General features: G+C 73.1%; 13 protein-coding genes and 1 pseudogene. 7 read left to right on the top strand and 7 right to left on the bottom strand.

The genetic code is table 11. The features are described 5' to 3' along the window. Positions 1 to 322 precede the first annotated feature (322 nt). A complete protein-coding gene (locus ACTMS2_RS22275) occupies positions 323 to 940 on the bottom strand; it encodes a DUF4126 domain-containing protein (RefSeq protein ID WP_441177110.1) in 618 nt (205 codons plus the stop codon). A gap of 71 nt (positions 941 to 1011) precedes the next feature. Between ACTMS2_RS22275 and nucS the strand changes: the two genes are divergently transcribed. Beyond that, positions 1012 to 1671, top strand: coding sequence for an endonuclease NucS (gene nucS / locus ACTMS2_RS22270; RefSeq protein ID WP_357723580.1), 660 nt, complete (start codon positions 1012 to 1014; stop codon positions 1669 to 1671). 44 nt (positions 1672 to 1715) lie between these two features. Here nucS and ACTMS2_RS22265 read toward each other — a convergent pair whose 3' ends face one another. Further along, positions 1716 to 2393 (bottom strand): methyltransferase domain-containing protein, encoded by a 678-nt coding sequence (locus tag ACTMS2_RS22265; protein ID WP_441177109.1) that lies wholly within the window; start codon positions 2391 to 2393, stop codon positions 1716 to 1718. A 68-nt stretch (positions 2394 to 2461) separates the two neighbouring features. After that, complete coding sequence (locus ACTMS2_RS22260; RefSeq protein WP_441177108.1) at positions 2462 to 3958, bottom strand: aldehyde dehydrogenase family protein; 1497 nt, start codon at positions 3956 to 3958, stop codon at positions 2462 to 2464. Positions 3959 to 4222: 264 nt separating this feature from the next. On the opposite strand from ACTMS2_RS22260, the gene ACTMS2_RS22255 reads away from it, so the two are divergent. The 6 genes and pseudogenes from ACTMS2_RS22255 (at position 4223) to ACTMS2_RS22230 (ending at position 9342) form a co-directional block, all read left to right on the top strand. Next, positions 4223 to 4744 carry an FHA domain-containing protein gene (locus ACTMS2_RS22255; protein ID WP_441177107.1) on the top strand — a complete coding sequence of 174 codons (522 nt, stop codon included), beginning with the start codon at positions 4223 to 4225 and terminating at the stop codon, positions 4742 to 4744. 89 nt (positions 4745 to 4833) lie between these two features. Beyond that, a complete protein-coding gene (locus ACTMS2_RS22250) occupies positions 4834 to 5892 on the top strand; it encodes an alpha/beta fold hydrolase (RefSeq protein ID WP_441177106.1) in 1059 nt (352 codons plus the stop codon). Positions 5893 to 6059: 167 nt separating this feature from the next. Beyond that, entirely contained in the window at positions 6060 to 7877 is a 1818-nt protein-coding gene (locus tag ACTMS2_RS22245) for a 3-hydroxyacyl-CoA dehydrogenase family protein (RefSeq protein ID WP_441177105.1), read from the top strand. A gap of 40 nt (positions 7878 to 7917) precedes the next feature. Next, positions 7918 to 8090, top strand: a pseudogene (locus tag ACTMS2_RS22240) (sigma factor); the annotation flags it as partial. Positions 8091 to 8139: 49 nt separating this feature from the next. After that, positions 8140 to 8466: a hypothetical protein gene (locus ACTMS2_RS22235; protein WP_357870721.1), complete on the top strand. Its 327-nt coding sequence runs from the start codon at positions 8140 to 8142 to the stop codon at positions 8464 to 8466. Positions 8467 to 8532: 66 nt separating this feature from the next. Next, the gene (locus ACTMS2_RS22230; RefSeq protein ID WP_441177104.1) at positions 8533 to 9342 is read left to right on the top strand and encodes an alpha/beta hydrolase; all 810 of its coding nucleotides are present in this window, start codon (positions 8533 to 8535) and stop codon (positions 9340 to 9342) included. A 93-nt stretch (positions 9343 to 9435) separates the two neighbouring features. Here the strand turns inward: ACTMS2_RS22230 and ACTMS2_RS22225 are convergent, their stop codons facing one another. From ACTMS2_RS22225 to ccrA, 4 genes are all read right to left on the bottom strand, one after another. After that, positions 9436 to 10734: an AI-2E family transporter gene (locus tag ACTMS2_RS22225; protein WP_441177103.1), complete on the bottom strand. Its 1299-nt coding sequence runs from the start codon at positions 10732 to 10734 to the stop codon at positions 9436 to 9438. 273 nt (positions 10735 to 11007) lie between these two features. Continuing rightward, the gene (locus ACTMS2_RS22220) at positions 11008 to 13353 is read right to left on the bottom strand and encodes a hypothetical protein (protein ID WP_441177102.1); all 2346 of its coding nucleotides are present in this window, start codon (positions 13351 to 13353) and stop codon (positions 11008 to 11010) included. Between the two features lie 185 nt (positions 13354 to 13538). After that, entirely contained in the window at positions 13539 to 14801 is a 1263-nt protein-coding gene (locus tag ACTMS2_RS22215) for a cell division protein DivIVA (RefSeq protein WP_101412527.1), read from the bottom strand. A 310-nt stretch (positions 14802 to 15111) separates the two neighbouring features. Next, positions 15112 to 16467 (bottom strand): crotonyl-CoA carboxylase/reductase, encoded by a 1356-nt coding sequence (gene ccrA / locus ACTMS2_RS22210; RefSeq protein WP_441177101.1) that lies wholly within the window; start codon positions 16465 to 16467, stop codon positions 15112 to 15114. Between the last annotated feature and the right edge of the window lie 206 nt (positions 16468 to 16673).

Here is a 16673-nt window from a genome sequence, read left to right as displayed (position 1 = left end):
GGCCTCAAGCAGGTCGACGGGTGGCAGGACATGCCCCTGACCAAGGCCGCGCAGACCGTGCAGGTGTCGGCCTACCCGGACCACTACGCCCAGTGGGAGCAGCAGGCCGCCGACCTGGTCGCCGAGTACTGGAACAGCTGACCACCACCACACCACAATTCGTGAGCAAGTGCGTCTGGCCGGCACCCGACTCGGGTGCCGGCCAGACGCATGTCCGGGACCGGGGCGGGCGTTCGGCGGGCCGTGGCCAGTTCGCCAACGTGCCGGGTGAAGAGCAGCACCGCGCCACCGGCGGGCAGGAGGCGGTCGGGGCGTACGCCGGTCAGACGCGGAAGCCGGCGGCCCGCGCCGCCTGACGTTCCCGGCGGCGTTCGGAGCGGCGGCGCAGGAACCAGAAGAGGAAGACGACCAGCCCGAGCAGGAACGCCAGCACCAGCACCGGCAGGATGATCGCCACCACCGACATGACGACGCTGGTGGCGTCCTCGGCGGTGCTGGCCACCGGCGCTCCGACGCCGGCCGTGGTCGCGTTGATGACCGGTCGCGCGGCGGACTTCAGCAGGTGCACGCCGAGGGCGATCAGCACACCGGTCACCACGGGGACCCACTCGCTGGACGAGAAGAAGCTGCCCGGGTCGCTCACCGTCACCGTCTCCGACGACGAGCCCGCGCCGAACGCCAGGCCGCCCGCCGTCGGCCGGACCACGGTCTGCACGACGTCGTTGACGTGGTCGACCACCGGGACCTTGTCGGCGACGACCTCGACGACCAGCAGCACCGCCAGGATCGCGATCACCCAGCCGTTGCCCAGCCACTGCCACCCGCCGGGCAGGTCGATCAGGCTGGTGTAGCGGGCCAGCAGGCCCATGGTGAGCAGGGGGATGTATGCGTTCAGCCCCGCCGAGGCGGCGAGACCCGTACCGGTGAGAACTTCGAGCACCGTCTCAGCATGGCACCGGCACGCCAGTGCCGCTCGCTGGCGTGGGTCGGGGTCTCGGCTACCCTCGTCGGGTGCGGTTGGTCATTGCGAAGTGCTCGGTGGACTACGTCGGACGGCTCTCGGCCCACCTGCCGCCGGCCACCCGGTTGCTCATGGTGAAGGCGGACGGGTCGGTGTCGATCCACGCCGACGACCGGGCGTACAAGCCGTTGAACTGGATGAGCCCGCCCTGCCGGCTGGAGGAGGCCCCCGGCGTCTGGCGGGTCGTCAACAAGGCGGGCGAGGAGCTGCGGATCACCCTGGAGGAGATCTTCCAGGACACCTCGTACGAGCTGGGCGTCGATCCGGGCCTGCGCAAGGACGGTGTGGAGGCGCACCTCCAGGAGTTGCTGGCGGCCAACCCGGAGACCCTCGGCGAGGGGTTCACGCTGATCCGCCGGGAGTACATGACGGCCATCGGCCCGGTCGACCTGCTCTGCCGGGACGCCGCGTCCGGCACCGTCGCCGTCGAGGTGAAGCGCCGGGGCGAGATCGACGGTGTGGAGCAGCTCACCCGCTACCTGGAACTGCTCAACCGCGACCCGCTGCTCGCGCCGGTCGCCGGGGTCTTCGCCGCGCAGGAGATCAAGCCGCAGGCCCGGGTGCTCGCGATGGACCGGGGCATCCGCTGCGTGGTCGTGAACTACGACAAGCTGCGCGGCATCGAACGCGACGAGCTGACCCTCTTCTGAAGGTCGCCCGCGGCGGGTGCCGCGGAGGCCGGAGACACGACCTGTCAGTGCGGCGGGGCCGAGGGGCCGTCCGCGCGGACCGCGATCAGCGACTTGGGCAGCCCGGCCACCCGCTCGACGAGGATCCGCGAGTCGGGGAAGTAGTGCCGCATCTGTGAGCGGTCGAGCAGCTCCGTCCAGAGCACCTGGTGGATGGCGGCCTCGTGGGTGCGGGTCGGCTTGTGCCCGAGCGGCCAGCGGCGGGCGAACGCCGTCCGCAGCCGTACGGGGAGGAACTGCATCCCCGGCGCGATCCAGTGCGGCTCGATGGGGAAGTAGCGGTAGGGCGTCTGCACCCAGTGCCGGTCGCCGAGCCCGCGCACGGCGTCGGCGAAGCGCAGCCGCCGCTCGTGGCCACCGACGTGCTCCAGCACGGAGTTGGAGAAGACCAGGTCGTAGCGGCGCGAGGTGATCCGGGCCGGCAGGTCGCAGGCGTCGGCCCGGTCGACCTGCGCCCAATCCGGGACGTCCGCGGGCGGCCGCTCCAGGTTGACCACGTGGACGCGTGCCGGCCGCACGTCGGCGCGGGTCCAGGTGCCGAGCCGGCCCCCGAGGTCGATGACGTGCATCTTCTCCAGGTCGGGAAAGGTGCGGGCCAGCCAGTCGGCGCGTCGACGTCGCTGCCGGGCACTCCACGACCGGTCACTGTCGACGAGGTGGAAGCGCAATCGATGGGGGCGCATTTAACGCAATGTACCGCTCCCACCACGTTGGACACACGTGGGGACCTTCATGATCGGTTATCCGACACTCACCTGCCGTACATGACCTTGATGGCCTTCACGAGCCGCGCGACGTCGGCCGGCGTCCGCTCGAAGGTCGTCGAGGGCAGCAGCGACCGGGCCCGCCGCCGCGTGACGGCCTTGGCGCGGCTGAACTCCCGAAGCCCGTCCTCGCCGTGGATGCGCCCGAAGCCGGAGTCGCCGACGCCGCCGAACGGCAGCGTGGACATCCCGGCGAAGGTCAGCGCCGAGTTCACCGACGCCATGCCCGAGCGCAGCCGCCGGGCGATCGCCACCGCGCGCCGCCGACCGAAGACCGAACCCCCCAGGCCGTACGACAGGGCATTGGCCCGGTCGACGGCCTCGTCGGCGTCGCGGACCCGGTTGATGGTCAGGGTCGGGCCGAACGTCTCCTCGCGTACGGCGGCGGAGTCCTCCGGGACGTCCACCAGCACGGTCGGCCGCACGTACGGCGGCTGCACGGCGTCCGCGCCGCCGAGCACGGCCCGACCGCCCCGCGACAGCGCGTCGTCGATGTGCCGGCGGATCACGTCGAGCTGGCTGGGCATGGTGATCGGGCCGATGTCCGCGTCGTCCGGGCCGACGGTCAGCCGGCCGGCCCGCTCGACGACCTTGCCGACGAAGGCGTCGAAGACCGGCTCGACCGCGTAGACCCGTTCGATGCCGATGCAGGTCTGCCCGGCGTTGGTCAGCGCGCCCCAGACGCACGCCTCGGCGGCGGCGTCCAGGTCGGCGTCGGAGTCGACGATCATCGCGTCCTTGCCGCCGGCCTCCAGCAGCACCGGCGTCAGCGACTCGGCGCAGGCCGCCATCACCTTGCGCGCCGTGGCCGACGAGCCGGTGAAGGCCACCTTGTCGGCCCCGGAGCGGCACAGCGCCGCCCCGACGTCGCCGAGCCCGTGCACCGCCGTGAACACCGGCTGCTCGGGCACGACCTCGGCGAAGGTGTCGACGAGCCACTGGCCGACGACGGGGGTGTATTCGCTGGGCTTCAGCACCACCGCGTTCCCCGCCGCCAGCGCGTACGCGGCGGAGCCGATCGGGGTGAAGACGGGGTAGTTCCACGGGCCGATCACGCCGACGACCCCGTACGGCTGGTATTCGAGGTGGGCGGAGAACTCGGCCAGGACGAGCCGCGAGCGGACGCGGCGGGGGCCCAGCACCCGGCGCGCGTTGCGGGCCGCCCAGTCGACGTGCTCGACGGCGGTGACGACCTCGACGACGGCGTCGGCGACCGGCTTGCCGCCCTCGGCGTGCACCAGCTCGGCGATCTCCTCGATCCGCCGGGCGAGCAGGCCGCGCCAGCGCAGCAGCCGTTCCCTGCGCCCGTCGAAGCCGAGCGCGGCCCACCACTCGCCGGCCCCGCGGGCCCGGTCCACGGCCCGCCCGACGTCCTCGGCGGTGGCGACCGGCAGGCGCCCGGCCTCCGCTCCGGTCGCGGGGCTCGTCGAGACCAGCCGACCGTCCTCGATGACCGGGGTGCCCGGGACATGCACAGCCGTCATGGCGGAAGTCTAGACCCGAGGATTACTCGCCGGTAGGGGCGCGGGCGGCGGTCCCGTCCGCCGGACCGGCCGCACAGGGCACGGAACGGGGTGGACGGCCCTCGGTCGGACTTGTGATGATTCTTGGGCCGATACGCGCCGAACCGCTGAACGCGGGGTGTCCGGCCGGGGGCGCGTAGGTGACCAGGCGGCGGTGGAGGGCGACTACCGTGTGCTGGCAGGCTGACGCACGGGGTGACCGTGCGGGGTGGAGGCTGACTGTCCATGGAGGAACATCCGGAACTGAGACCGTTGTTGACGGTGGCCGGCGGGGCGATGCGGGGACTGAGCTTCCGGGTGGGTCCTGAGCGGCAGGTCATCGGTCGGGCGCCGACCGTCGACGTCGTGGTGCACGACGCCCACCTGAGCCGCCGGCACGCCGAGGTGTGGCTGACGGGGGAGGGGGCGGCCCTGGCCGACCTGGGCTCCACCAACGGCACCTGGCTGAACGACCGGCGGATCACCGGCGTGGAGCGGCTGGCCGACGGGGACGTGATCCGGCTCGGCCGCACCGAACTGCGCGTCTACGACCCGGGTGTGGCGCGCACCGACCCCGTGGGCTTCAGCTTCAGCTTCAACCCGCCGCGCCGCGACCGTCGCCCGACCCTGCCGTTGCCGCTCGCGACCCCGGCCGTCGGCCCGGCGCCGCCGCCGGTGGTCCCGGCCGTCGACCCGGTGGCGGTGGCGGTCCCGGCCGTCGACCCGGCGCCGGGGGCGGTTCCGGCGGTGTCGTCCGCTCCGTCCTGACCGGGGCCGCCGGCACACACCGTACGGTGCCCGAAGGTGGCGGGCCGGCCCATGGACGCGTCCGGCGTCGCCGTGGCAGCATCCGGCGGATGGAGACCGGACAGCGGCTGGTGTCGGCGAACGGGGTCACCCAGGCGGTACGGGTGGCCGGGCCGCCGGACGGCGCTCCCGTACTGCTGATCCACGGCAACTGCTCGTCGGCGGCCTTCTGGGAGCCGCTGGTGCGGCGGCTGCCGGCGACCCTCCGGGTGGTCGCGCCCGACCTGCGCGGCTACGGGCTGAGCGACACCGTCGGGGTGGACGCGACCCGGGGGCTCAGCGACTTCGCCGACGACGTCGCGGCGCTGCTCGACGACCCGTCCCTCTTCCCGTCCGGCGCCAGGCCGGTGGTCGTGGGCCACTCGCTCGGCGGCGGGGTGGCCATGCGGCTGCTCGTCGACCACCCCGACCGGGTGGGCGCGCTGCTGCTCGCCGCTCCGGTCTCGCCGTACGGCTACGGCGGTACCCGGGACCTGACGGGCACGCCGACCACCCCCGACTTCGCCGGCACCGGCGGCGGCACCGGCAACCGTGACTTCGTCAAGCGGCTGGCGGCCGGCGACCGGGGCGTGGACGCCCCGACCAGCCCGCGCGCCGTGCTGCGGGCGACCTACGTGGCGGACCCTGCCTCGCTCGGCGACGACGAAGAACTGCTGCTGGACAGCCTCCTCTCCACCGCCACCGGCGACGACAACTACCCCGGTACGGCGGTGGCCTCGGCGAACTGGCCCGGCACCGCCCCCGGCCGGCGCGGCGTGCTCAACGCCCTCTCGCCGGCGTACTTCCGCGTCGCCGACGAGCTGGTCGCGGTGGCCGGCAAGCCGCCGATCACCTGGATCCACGGGGACGCCGACGTGATCGTCTCGGACACGGCGATGATGGACCTGGCCCACCTGGGCTCGCTGGGCGTGCTGCCCGGCTGGCCGGGGGAGGCGGCCTGCCCGGCGCAGCCGATGGTGGGGCAGACCCGGGCGGTGCTGGAGCGGTACGCGGCGGCCGGCGGGTCGTACCGTGAGGTGCTGCTGCCCGGCTGCGGGCACAGCCCGCACCTGGAACGGCCGGCCGAGTTCGTCGCCGAGCTGCTGAGGCTGACCAACCCGGCGGGCTGACCGACGCGGCGCGGGCTGACCGACGGCGCCGCCCGACCGGTGCGCAGGCCCGCTGGGCTCGTGAAATTTCCCACGGCGCCTCGACAACTCAGCGTCAGGTGGCAGACTCGCGCGCATAACCTTAATGGTCGTTCATGCGGCCGTGCGGAGCATCGAGGAGGCTGGCCGTGGCGCGCGATTTCACCAGCGTGGGCGTAGTGGGTCTGGGCACCATGGGTGCCGGCATCGTCGAGGTGTTCGCGCGCAACGGGGTGGACGTCGTCGCCGTGGAGGTCTCCGAGGACGCGCTCGAACGCGGGCGGGCCATCCTCACCGGGTCGACGGACCGGGCAGTGGCCAAGGGCAAGCTCGCCGAGGCCGACCGGGACGCGCTGCTGAGCCGCGTACGGTTCGCCGTCGGGCTGGACGCGCTGCACTCCGTGGACCTGGTCATCGAGGCGGTGCCCGAGCACCTGGACCTGAAGCAGCGGATCTTCGCCGAGCTGGACCGGGTCTGCAAGCCCGAGGCGATCCTCGCCACCAACACCTCGTCGCTCAGCGTCACCGAGATCTCCGTCGCCACCAGCCGGCCCAACCAGGTCATCGGCATCCACTTCTTCAACCCCGCCCCGGTGATGAAGCTGGTCGAGGTGGTGCGGACGGTGGTCACCTCCGCCGACGTGGTCGCCGACGTGGAGGGGCTGTGCAAGCGGCTCGGCAAGGTCGACGTCACCATCAGCGACCGGGCCGGCTTCATCGCCAACGCGCTGCTCTTCGGCTACCTCAACCACGCCGTCGGCATGTTCGAGTCGCACTACGCCACCCGCGAGGACATCGACGCCGCCATGAAGCTCGGCTGCGGCCTGCCGATGGGCCCGCTGGCGCTGATGGACCTGATCGGCGTGGACACCGCGTACGAGATCCTCGACACCATGTACCGGCGCGGCGGGCGGGACCGCCGGCACGCCCCGGTGCCGCTGATCAAGCAGATGGTCACCGCCGGGCTCCTCGGTCGCAAGTCCGGCCGGGGTTTCTACACCTACGAGCGGCCGGGCTCCCCGGTCGTCGTACCCGACGAGCAGACGCCGGTGACGGCGGACGCCGCGCTCGGCGACGGCACCCGCGCGGGGGGAGAGTCTGCCGGCCCCGCCGCCGTGAGCAAGATCGGTATCGTCGGCTCCGGGACGATGGCCACCGGCATCATCGAGGTCTTCGCGAAGGCCGGCTACGAGGTCGTCTCGGTGACCCGGGGTGCCGAGAAGTCCGCCAAGGTCTTCGAGGCCGTCAAGACCTCGCTCAACAAGGGCGTGGTGCGCGGCAAGCTCAGCGAGGCCGACCGCGACGCCGCGCTGGGCCGGATCAACTGGTCGGCCACCCTGGAGCACCTCGCCGACGTCGACCTCGTCGTCGAGGCCGTGGTCGAGGAGCTGAGCGTCAAGAAGGCCCTCTTCGCCAGCCTCGACGAGATCTGCAAGCCGGGCGTCGTGCTCGCCACCACCACCTCGTCGCTGCCGGTGATCGACGTCGCGATGGCCACCCAGCGGCCCGCCGACGTGGTCGGGCTGCACTTCTTCAACCCGGCGCCGCTCATGCCGCTGGTCGAGGTCGTGGAGACCATCCGCACCTCGGCGGAGACCACCGCCACCGCCCGCGCCGTCTGCGCCGCGCTGGGCAAGACGGGCGTGGTCTGCGGCGACCGGTCCGGCTTCATCGTCAACGCGCTGCTCTTCCCGTACCTCAACGACGCGGTGAAAATGCTGGAGGCGAGCTACTCGACGGCCGACGACATCGACCACGCCATGAAGCTGGGCTGCGGGTACCCGATGGGCCCGTTCGAGCTGCTCGACGTGGTCGGTCTGGACGTGGCGCTGGCCATCCAGCGGGAGCTCTACCTGGAGCTGCGCGAGCCGGGCTTCGCCCCCGCCCCGCTGCTGGAGCACCTGGTCACGGCCGGCTACCTGGGCCGCAAGAGCGGCCGGGGCTTCCGCGACCACACCCGCCGCTGACCGGGTCAGCGCCGCGCGCCGGTGACGGCGTCTGCATGGTGTGACCTTCGAGGAGTACGTCAGCAGCCGAGGCCCGCCCTGATGCGGTTGGCCCGGCTGCTGACGGGCGACGAGCACCGGGCCGAGGACCTCACCCAGGACGTGCCGGCCCGCGCGTACGTGCACTGGCGGAAGATCGCCCGGGTGGACCGGCCGGACGTGTACGTGCGCCGGTCCGCCCGCCCCGGGCCGCCCCCGCCGTCGGCCCGTACGCTTGGCAAGCGTGAGCCCCCGTCGCAACCGACCCCGCCGCGATGACGCCGCGCACCTCGACTCCGACCGGGTCCGCCAGGGCGTCGCCTCGGTGCAGCAGTGGCGCGACGGCGACTGGCAGGTACGCGGGATCAGCGGCGGCGCCTCCACCAAGACGTACCGCTGTCCGGGCTGCGACCAGGAGATCCGGCCCGGCGTGGCGCACCTGGTGGCGTGGCCGGCGGACGGGCGGGGCGACCTGACCGACCGGCGGCACTGGCACAGCGGGTGCTGGCGGGCCCGGGACCGGCGCGGGCCCGCCGTGCAGCGCGGTCGCGGCGCTCCCCGCTACGGCTGAGCGATCTGGATCACGCTGTTTCCGCCCCGCCCGGCGGTTCCCGGCCGTACCGGCGAGACTGGTGGGGTGAGCACACCGATCCGCGCGTCCTCCATCCTGCCCGGCCACCGCGAGGACATCGAGCTGCACACCGCCGACGGTCTGCGGCTGGTCGGCGAGCTGGCCCGGCCCCTGGACCGTGAGCCGGTGGGCACCCTCGTCTGCCTGCACCCGCTGCCGACGCACGGCGGGATGATGGACAGCCACGTGTTCCGCAAGGCGGCGTGGCGGCTGCCGGCCCTGGCCGACCTGGCGGTGCTCCGCTTCAACACCCGGGGCACCAGCAGCCTCCGCGGCACCAGCGAGGGGGCCTTCGACAACGCGGTCGGCGAGCGCTTCGACGTCGCCGCCGCCATCGAGTACGCCGAGTTCCACGAGCTGCCGAACATCTGGCTGCTGGGCTGGTCGTTCGGCACCGACCTGACCCTCAAGTACGGCTGCGACCCGGCCGTCGCCGGGGCGATCCTGCTCTCCCCGCCGCTGCGCTTCTCCGCGCCGGCGGACCTGGAGCACTGGGCGGGGTCCGGCAAGCCGCTGACCGCGCTGGTGCCCGAGTTCGACGACTACCTGCGCCCCGACGAGGCGCGGGAGCGTTTCGCGGCGGTGCCGCAGGCCGAGGTGGTCGGGGTGCCCGGCGCGAAGCACCTCTGGGTCGGCGACGCCGAGACCGTGCTGGACGAGGTGGTCCGCCGGGTCAACCCGGCCGCCGCCGTGCCGCTGCCGACGACCTGGGACGGCCCGATGGAGACCGGCGACGTCAGCGCGTACGCCGACCGCACGGTGGCCTCCTTCGCGGACCGCCCGGTGCCCGGCCCGCCCGCCGGCCAGGCCGGCTGACCGACCCTCCGCCCCGCGCTCCCGTCGCGGACCCGGCCGACCGGTGCACCGGAGCCCGACCTGTCCAGCGCTGGCCGGCCGGGCCGGGCGGGGTCAGCGGGACTCCTGCCGGGGCAGGACCACCTCCCGCAGGATGAGCTGGAGCGCGGCCACCGCCGGGATCGCGATGAGCGCGCCCACCACACCCAGCAGGGAGACGCCGAGCAGGGCGGCCACCAGGGCGGCCACCTCGTTGACCGACACCGACCGGCGCATGATCTTCGGGTAGATCAGGTAGTTCTCGACCTGCTGGTAGATCAGGAAGAACACCGCGCAGGCGATGCCGACCGGCAGGTCCGTGGCGAACCCGACCAGGCTGACGATCACCGCCCCCAGGGTCGCGCCGATCTGCGGGATCAGGTCCGTGACCGCGACCACCACGGCCAGCGCGAACGGGTACGGCAGCCCGACGATCAGCGCGAAGACGTACGTGGAGATCCCCGCCAGCACCGCGATGCTGAGCGCGCCCACCATGTAGGCCCCCACCTTGGTCAGGATCTCGTCCCCGATGAGCTGCACGCGCTCCCGGCGCGATCGGGGCACCAGCGAGTAGCCCAGGTCGCGCAGCCGGTCGAAGTAGGCCAGGAAGTAGATGGTCAGCACCAGCACGGTCAGCCCCCGGAAGACCGTGCCGAAGAGCAGTTGGGCGCCGCCGAGCACCCCGCCGAGGGCCTGCCCGACGGTGTCGGCGTTGGCCGCGTTCTGCAACCGTTCCATGAGGTCGTACCGGACCACCAGGTCGTTGACCGTCTCGTTGCGGCGCAACGCCTCCAGGTAGCTCGGTAGCTGCTCGATGAACTGCCCGCTCTGGGTGACGATCGGCGGCACCAGGGCGAACACGCCGCCGCAGAGCAGCAGCACGACCGTCAGCGCGACCACCGCCACGGCGATGCCGTGCGGCAACCCCCAGGAGCGCAACCGGACCACTGCGGGGTGCAGGCCGACCGCGAGGAAGAGCGCGATGACCACCAGGACCAGGATGCCGGCCGCGTTGCGCAGGCCCAGATAGAGGGCGTACGCCAGCAGCACCCCCGCCGCGCCGGTGAAGCCGACCAGGAAGCTGCTGCGCTTCAGCGGCCGCCCCGGCGTACCGAACCGGCTCGACCCGTTCGCCCCCGGCCTGCTCCGGTCCGTGGCGCCCGCCGCCGTCCCGCCGCCGTCCGTGGCACCGGTGGCCCGCTGGCCGTGGTCCGTGGCGCCCGCCGCCGTCCCGCCGCCGTCCGTGGTGCCCGACGGGCGGGTGCTGTGCTCGGGCGCGGTGGCGTGCTCCGGCTTCCGGCTCCCGTCGCCCGGTCCCGGGCTGCTGCCGGGCTCCGGGTTCCCGCTCGACGCCGTCGGTCCGTCGTCCGCCATCGGACCTCCCCTGATCGACTTCCGCCGGCGGCCCCACCACGGGTTCGCGTCGACGGATCCCACCCGGGAGCGTACGCCGCAGGCCCGACCCGCCCCCGCAGCCCGCCCGACCCACTTGGCCGGCCGACCCACTCTGGCCCGCCCACACACCCCGCTGGGGTGTGGGGCAGGCCCGGATCTTGAGATCTTGGTAGGAACGGGCCCCTCCGGGGGCCGCTTCGTACCAAGATCCGCCCGACGACCCAGGCCGTCGGGCGGTGCCGTGCGCAGGGGTCAGTCCTTGTCGACGACCACCTTGCTCGGCTTGGCGCTGCGTTCGTCGGTGGTCGGCTTGGCCGGGCGCTTGCCGTTCTCGCCCGTGCTGGTGATCTTCGTCGGGGTCGCGCCCCGGCCGCCCTCGCCGGGTACCGCCGCCACGGTCGGCTCTCCGTCCACGCCGGCACTGGCCGTGCCCCCGTCGACGGTGGTCACGGTGGCGACCTTGCCGTTGGTCGGCTGCCCGGTGTCCGCCGGCTCGATCCGGCCCTTGGCCGGCTGCCCGGCGTCCTCGGGCTCCACCTTGCCGGCAGCGGGCTTCTCACCCGAGGAGGCCGCGCCCTCCGCGGCGCCTGTCGTCCCGACGCCCGCGCCGCCCGGGGCCTTGTCCGCCGCGCCCACGCCCGCCGGAGCCTTGTCCGCGCCGACCGGGGCCTTGTCCGCGCCCGCCGGAGCCTTGTCCGCGCCGACCGGGGCCTTGTCCGTGCCGACCGGGGCCTTGTCCGCCGTGCCCGCCTTGGCCTTGTCCGCGCCGACCGGGACAGCGCCCGCGTCGACCGTGGCCTTGTCGGCGGCGTTCCCGCCGGCCGGGGCCGCGTCCGCCGGGGTCTTGGCCGCGTCGGGACGGGGCTTGCTGCCGTTCGCCGTGGCCGGCGCGGGCTTGCCGCCCGCCACGACCGGGGCGACGACGCCGTCCGCTCCGCCCGGCCGGTCGGCCGCGCCGAGTACGCCCAACCGCAGCTCCGCCACCTGGCGCTGGAGCTCGTCGGACTCCTGCCGGGACTTCCAGGTCTCCTGCCGCAGGTCGGCCAGCTCCTGCTGGGCCTGGGCGATCTCCAGCATCACCTGGGCGAGCTGCTGGCGGCTCGCGGCGGCCTCCTGCTGGGTGGCGGCGAGATGCTGCTGGGTGGTGGCCAGGTGCTGCTGAGTCGTGGCCGCGTACTCCTCGAACTGCCGGCGCGACGTCGCCACGTGCTCGTCGGCCCTGCGGCGCTTCTCGGCCGCCTCCGACTCGGCCCGGCCGAGCAGCGCCGCGGCCTCCTCCTCGGCCCGCTGGCGCATCGTCAGGGCGTCCTGCTCGGCGGCCTTGCGGACGGCGGTGGCACTCTGCTCGATCTCGTTCCGGCGGGCGGTGTACTCCGTCTCCAGGGCGGTGCGGCGCGCCTCGAACTCCGACTCCAGCTCGTCGTGCCGGCTCGTGTGCTGCTCGTCCAGCTCGGCGAGGCGGGTCTTGTACTGCTTCTCCAACTCGTCGCGGCGCGCGGTGAACTCCTGCTCGGCCTTCGCGCGGCGCTGGGTCAGCTCGCGGTCCGCGGCCTCGCGCCGGTTGTTGACCTCCTGCTCCACCCCGGCCCGCCAGGCGCCCAGCTCCTGCTGCGTCTGGGCCCGGGCGTGCTGCACGTACGCCTCGGTCTCGGTGCGCATCCGCTGCACGTACGCCTCGGTCTCGGCGCGGTTGCGCTTGGCGGTCTCGGCCGCCTGAGTGGTGAGCCGCTCCGCCTCCTGGCGGGCCTTCTCCCGGGTGGCCCGCCCGGCGCCGGCGGCGTCGTCGATGATCTGCTTGGCGTCGCGCTGCGCCTTGGCGTGGGTGGCCCGGCCGGCCTCGGTGGCCTGGTCGACCAGGCGCTTGGCCTCCTGCTGGGCCTTGGTGTGCACCTCCTTGGCGGCCTCACGCAGCTGGGTGGCCTCCTGCTGGGCCTTGGCGTGCACCTCCTTGGCCGCCTCGCGCAGCTTGGTCGCCTCCTGCTGGGCCCGCTGGTGGATCTCCTTCGCCGCGTCCCGCAGCTGGGTGGCCTCCTGCTGGGCCTTGGCCAGCGCGTCCTGGGCGGCCTTGCGCAGCCGGGTGGACTCCTCCTTGGCCGCCCTGACCGCGGCGTCCGCCTCGGCCCTGCGGGCGGCGCTGTGCCGCTCCTCCTCCGTCCGGCGGGCGGCCAGCGCGATCTCGAAGTCCTTGAGGGCGGTGGCGGCCTGCTCGCGGGCCTCGTCCACGATGTGCTCGGCGGCGGCCCGGCGAGCTTCGATCTCCTCGTTGGCGGCGGCCAGGATCGCGTCGGCCTGCTCCTCGGCGATGGTGAGGATCTGCTCGACCCGCGGGCCCAGGTGCCGGTAGGAGACGTTCTCCAACGCCCCGGACGACCTGCGGGCCTGGGCGAGGTCGCGTTGGAGCACCTCGACCTGGCCGGCCAGCTTGTGGATCTGTGTGTAGGCCTGTTCCCGCTCGGCCGCCAGGGCCGCGATCTCGTGCTCCGCGCGAGCGACGTACCGGTCGACCTGTCGTTTCTCGTACCCCCGCAGAGCGGACTCGAAGCTGGGCTCCGTGGTCACGTCCCCGCCGAGAGCGAACAGTTCCTCGCCGTGCGACATGCCCCCATCCTCACACGCCTCCAGTCCGGCTGGGGCGATACGGACGCCCCGGATAGGACCTACTTCACTGCCGACACGCCCGGGCAATTCGTCCGGCGCGAAAAAGCGTACGGCGCGGGGCGCACCGGTCACCCGGTGTCACCCCGCGCCGTCGATCATGCCCCGGTCGGGTGGGTCGGTCTGGGTCAGTTGGACGTCTCGGCGGTCACCCGCTCGTCGGTGCTGTCGGCCTTCTTCGCCTCCGGCTTGGGTTGCGCGGCGGGCGGCGTGGCGGGCACGCCCGGCACGATGCCGGCGAGACCGGAGAGCATCTGGCCGAGCTGCGAGGTGACGGCGTCCTTCTGCCGGGTGAGGTCCTCGACCTCGCGGCGGGCCGCCTGGGTGGTCAGCTCGGCCTCGGTGCGCGCCTCGGTGAGCAGGCGCTTCGCCTCGGCCTTCGCCTCGGTGAGCGTCTTGTCGGCCAGCGCCTTGGCCTTGTCGACCGTCTCGTTGGCGGTGCGCTCGGACTCGACCCGGCGGGCCTCGGCGCGCTGCTCGATCTCCTTGGCCCGCTCCTGCGCGGCGTGGGCGCGCTGCTCGGCCTCGCTGACCAGCTTCTGGGTCTGGGCGACCTGCGCGGCGTGCCGCTCGGACTCCTCGCGCTCGGCCTTCTCCCGGCGCTCGGCGAGCTGGAGCTCGAGGGCCTGGAGGTCCTTGTCGCGCTTGTCGCGGGCGTCGGTGAGCAGCTTGGTCGCCTCGGCGCGCTTCTCCTCGGCCTCGCGGGCGGCCTTCGCCCGCTGCTGGGTGATCTCCCGCTCGGCGGTGGCCCGCAGGGTGGCGACCTCACGCTCGACGGTGGACTTCAGCTCGGCGACCTCGTGCGCGGTCACCGTACGCAGCTGCTTGGTCTCCCGGTCGGCGTCGGCGCGCAGCGTGTCGGCCTCGCGACGGGCCTGGACGCGGACCTCGGCGGCCTCGCGCTCGGCGGCGGTGCGGACGCTGCCGGCCTCCCGCTCGGCGTTGGCCTTCATGGCCGCCGCCTCGGCGCGCGCCTTGTCGGTGATCTCGCGCGCCTCGAGGCGCGCGGCGGAGAGGATGCCCTCCGACTCCCGCTTGGCCTCGTTGCGGTGGTCGTTGGCCTGCTCCTCGGCCAGCCGGAGGATCTGCTCGACGCGGGTGCCGAGGCCCGAGAGGGTGGGTCGGCTGTTCTCCTCGAGCTGCTTGTTGGTGTCGGCGAGCTTCTGCTCCAGCGCGCTCATGCGCTGCTCGGCCTGGCGCAGGCGGCGCTGGGCGTCGTTCATCCGCTGCTCGGCCTCGGCGCGGGCCTGCTCGGACTGGGTAAGCGCGGCCGTCATCCGGCCGATGAAGTCATCGACCTGGTGGGTGTTGTAGCCGCGCAGGCCAACGGTGAAATCGGGCTGCGAGTTCGCGTTATCGAAGAACGCAAGAGGGGAGGACTGCTGGGGCATTGGGACATACTCGCAGACCCCCCAGGGTGCTTCGCAAGAGCGGTCCCGAGCTTTCGTGTCCTCTTTACATGGTCAACTACAGCTCCGTCCACGGCGGGACGGATCGCCGATCTTGGCAGGTCCCGGGCGGGTCGGACGGCACGGAGAGTGACAGGGGAGAGGGCACGGAGCGTGACATGGAAAAGGGCCGCGGGAGTACCCCGCGGCCCTTTGTCGCGCCATGGTCGGCATCACTCGAATGAGTGTCCGACACCCGGCGGAAAGGCAATCGCCGTTCACCGCAATGGTCGGCCCCGCCTCATCCGCCGGGTCAGTGGCCCCGGAACCGGTTGATCGCGTCCTCGTGCCGGGAGCGGAGCTCGCGGTCGCGTACGCCGAGGCCGTCCGACGGGGCGAGGCAGCGCACGCCGACCTTGCCCTGGTGCGCGTTGCGGTGCACCTCGTACGCGGCCTGGCCGGTCTGCTCCAGCGCGTAGGTCCTCGACACGGTGGGGTGGACCTTGCCCAACGCCACCAGGCGGTTGGCCTCCCACGCCTCCCGGTAGTTGGCGAAGTGGCTGCCGATGATCCGCTTCAGGTGCATCCAGAGGTAGCGGTTGTCGTACTGGTGCAGGAAGCCGCTGGTGGAGGCGCAGGTGACGATGGTGCCGCCCTTCTTGGCCACGTAGACGCTGGCGCCGAAGGTCTCCCGGCCGGGGTGCTCGAAGACGATGTCCGGGTCCTCGCCGCCGGTCAGCTCGCGGATGCGCTCGCCGAAGCGGCGCCACTCGTCCTGGTCCTGGGTCTGCTCGTCCTTCCAGAAGCGGAAGCCCTCGGCGGTGCGGTCGATCACCAGCTCGGCGCCCATCTTCCGGCACAGCTCCGCCTTCTCGGGCGAGGAGACCACGCAGACCGGGATCGCGCCGCCGTTGAGCGCCATCTGGGTGGCGTAGCCGCCCAGGCCGCCGGAGGCGCCCCAGATCAGCACCACGTCGCCCTGCTTCATGTTCGCCCCGTGGTGCGACACCAGCTGCCGGTACGCCGTCGAGTTGACCAGCCCCGGGCTGGCCGCCTCCTCCCAGCTCAGGTGGCGCGGCTTGGGCATCAGCTGGTTGGCCTTGACCACGCACAGCTCGGCCAGGCCGCCGAAGTTGGTCTCGAAGCCCCAGATCCGCTGCTGCGGATCCAGCATGGTGTCGTCGTGCCCGGCCGCGTCCTCCAGCTCCACGGAGAGGCAGTGCGCGACGACCTCGTCGCCGGCCTTCCACTTCGTCACCCCGGGCCCGGTGCGCAGCACCACGCCGGCGGCGTCGGAGCCCACCACGTGGTACGGCAGGTCGTGCCGGCGGGTCAGCTCGGAGAGCCGGCCGTAGCGCTGGAGGAACTTGAAGGTCGGCAGCGGCTCGAAGATGCTGGTCCAGACCGTGTTGTAGTTGATCGCGCTGGCCATCACCGCCACCAGCGCCTCGCCCGGCCCCAGCTCCGGCGTCGGCACCTCCTGCACGTGCAGCGCCTTGCGCGGGTCCTTGTCCCGGGTGGCCAGGCCGTCGAACATCCGGGTCTCGTCGGCGCGCACCACCACGCCGCGGTACGTCTCGGGTACCGGCAGGCCGGCGATCCCGGCGAGTTCCCGTGCGGGTTGGTCGGATCCCTCCGCCGCCATGATCGCTTCGAGGATGTCCTGCACGTCGACCTCCCGTTCGTCCGCACCCCGCCCACGCGGGCCTGGGTGCTGCCATCGTCGGCGCCGGTGCGGCCGACCGCCATGTCGGTGTCCGACACAACCGGCACCGGCCGCGCTCCTGTGGGCCGGGACGTTACTGAACAGTAGGTAGGGCCGGAAGTCCTCTGTGAAAAACTGCATTGGCCGATGAGTGGAGGTGTCCGGGCGGT

The organism is Micromonospora sp. SD12, from assembly GCF_052068495.1.
GTDB lineage: Bacteria > Actinomycetota > Actinomycetes > Mycobacteriales > Micromonosporaceae > Micromonospora > Micromonospora echinofusca.
Note: the sequence above shows the minus strand (reverse complement) of the source record. Positions and strands in the feature narration are given on the sequence as shown.

Coding starts and splice junctions, on each gene's coding strand:
- ACTMS2_RS22265 (WP_441177109.1), bottom strand. CDS start 2,393: ATGCGCCCCCATCGATTGCGCTTCCACCTCGTCGACAGTGACCGGTCG.
- ACTMS2_RS22260 (WP_441177108.1), bottom strand. CDS start 3,958: ATGACGGCTGTGCATGTCCCGGGCACCCCGGTCATCGAGGACGGTCGG.
- ACTMS2_RS22255 (WP_441177107.1), top strand. CDS start 4,223: ATGGAGGAACATCCGGAACTGAGACCGTTGTTGACGGTGGCCGGCGGG.
- ACTMS2_RS22250 (WP_441177106.1), top strand. CDS start 4,834: ATGGAGACCGGACAGCGGCTGGTGTCGGCGAACGGGGTCACCCAGGCG.
- ACTMS2_RS22225 (WP_441177103.1), bottom strand. CDS start 10,734: ATGGCGGACGACGGACCGACGGCGTCGAGCGGGAACCCGGAGCCCGGC.
- ACTMS2_RS22220 (WP_441177102.1), bottom strand. CDS start 13,353: ATGTCGCACGGCGAGGAACTGTTCGCTCTCGGCGGGGACGTGACCACG.
- ACTMS2_RS22215 (WP_101412527.1), bottom strand. CDS start 14,801: ATGCCCCAGCAGTCCTCCCCTCTTGCGTTCTTCGATAACGCGAACTCG.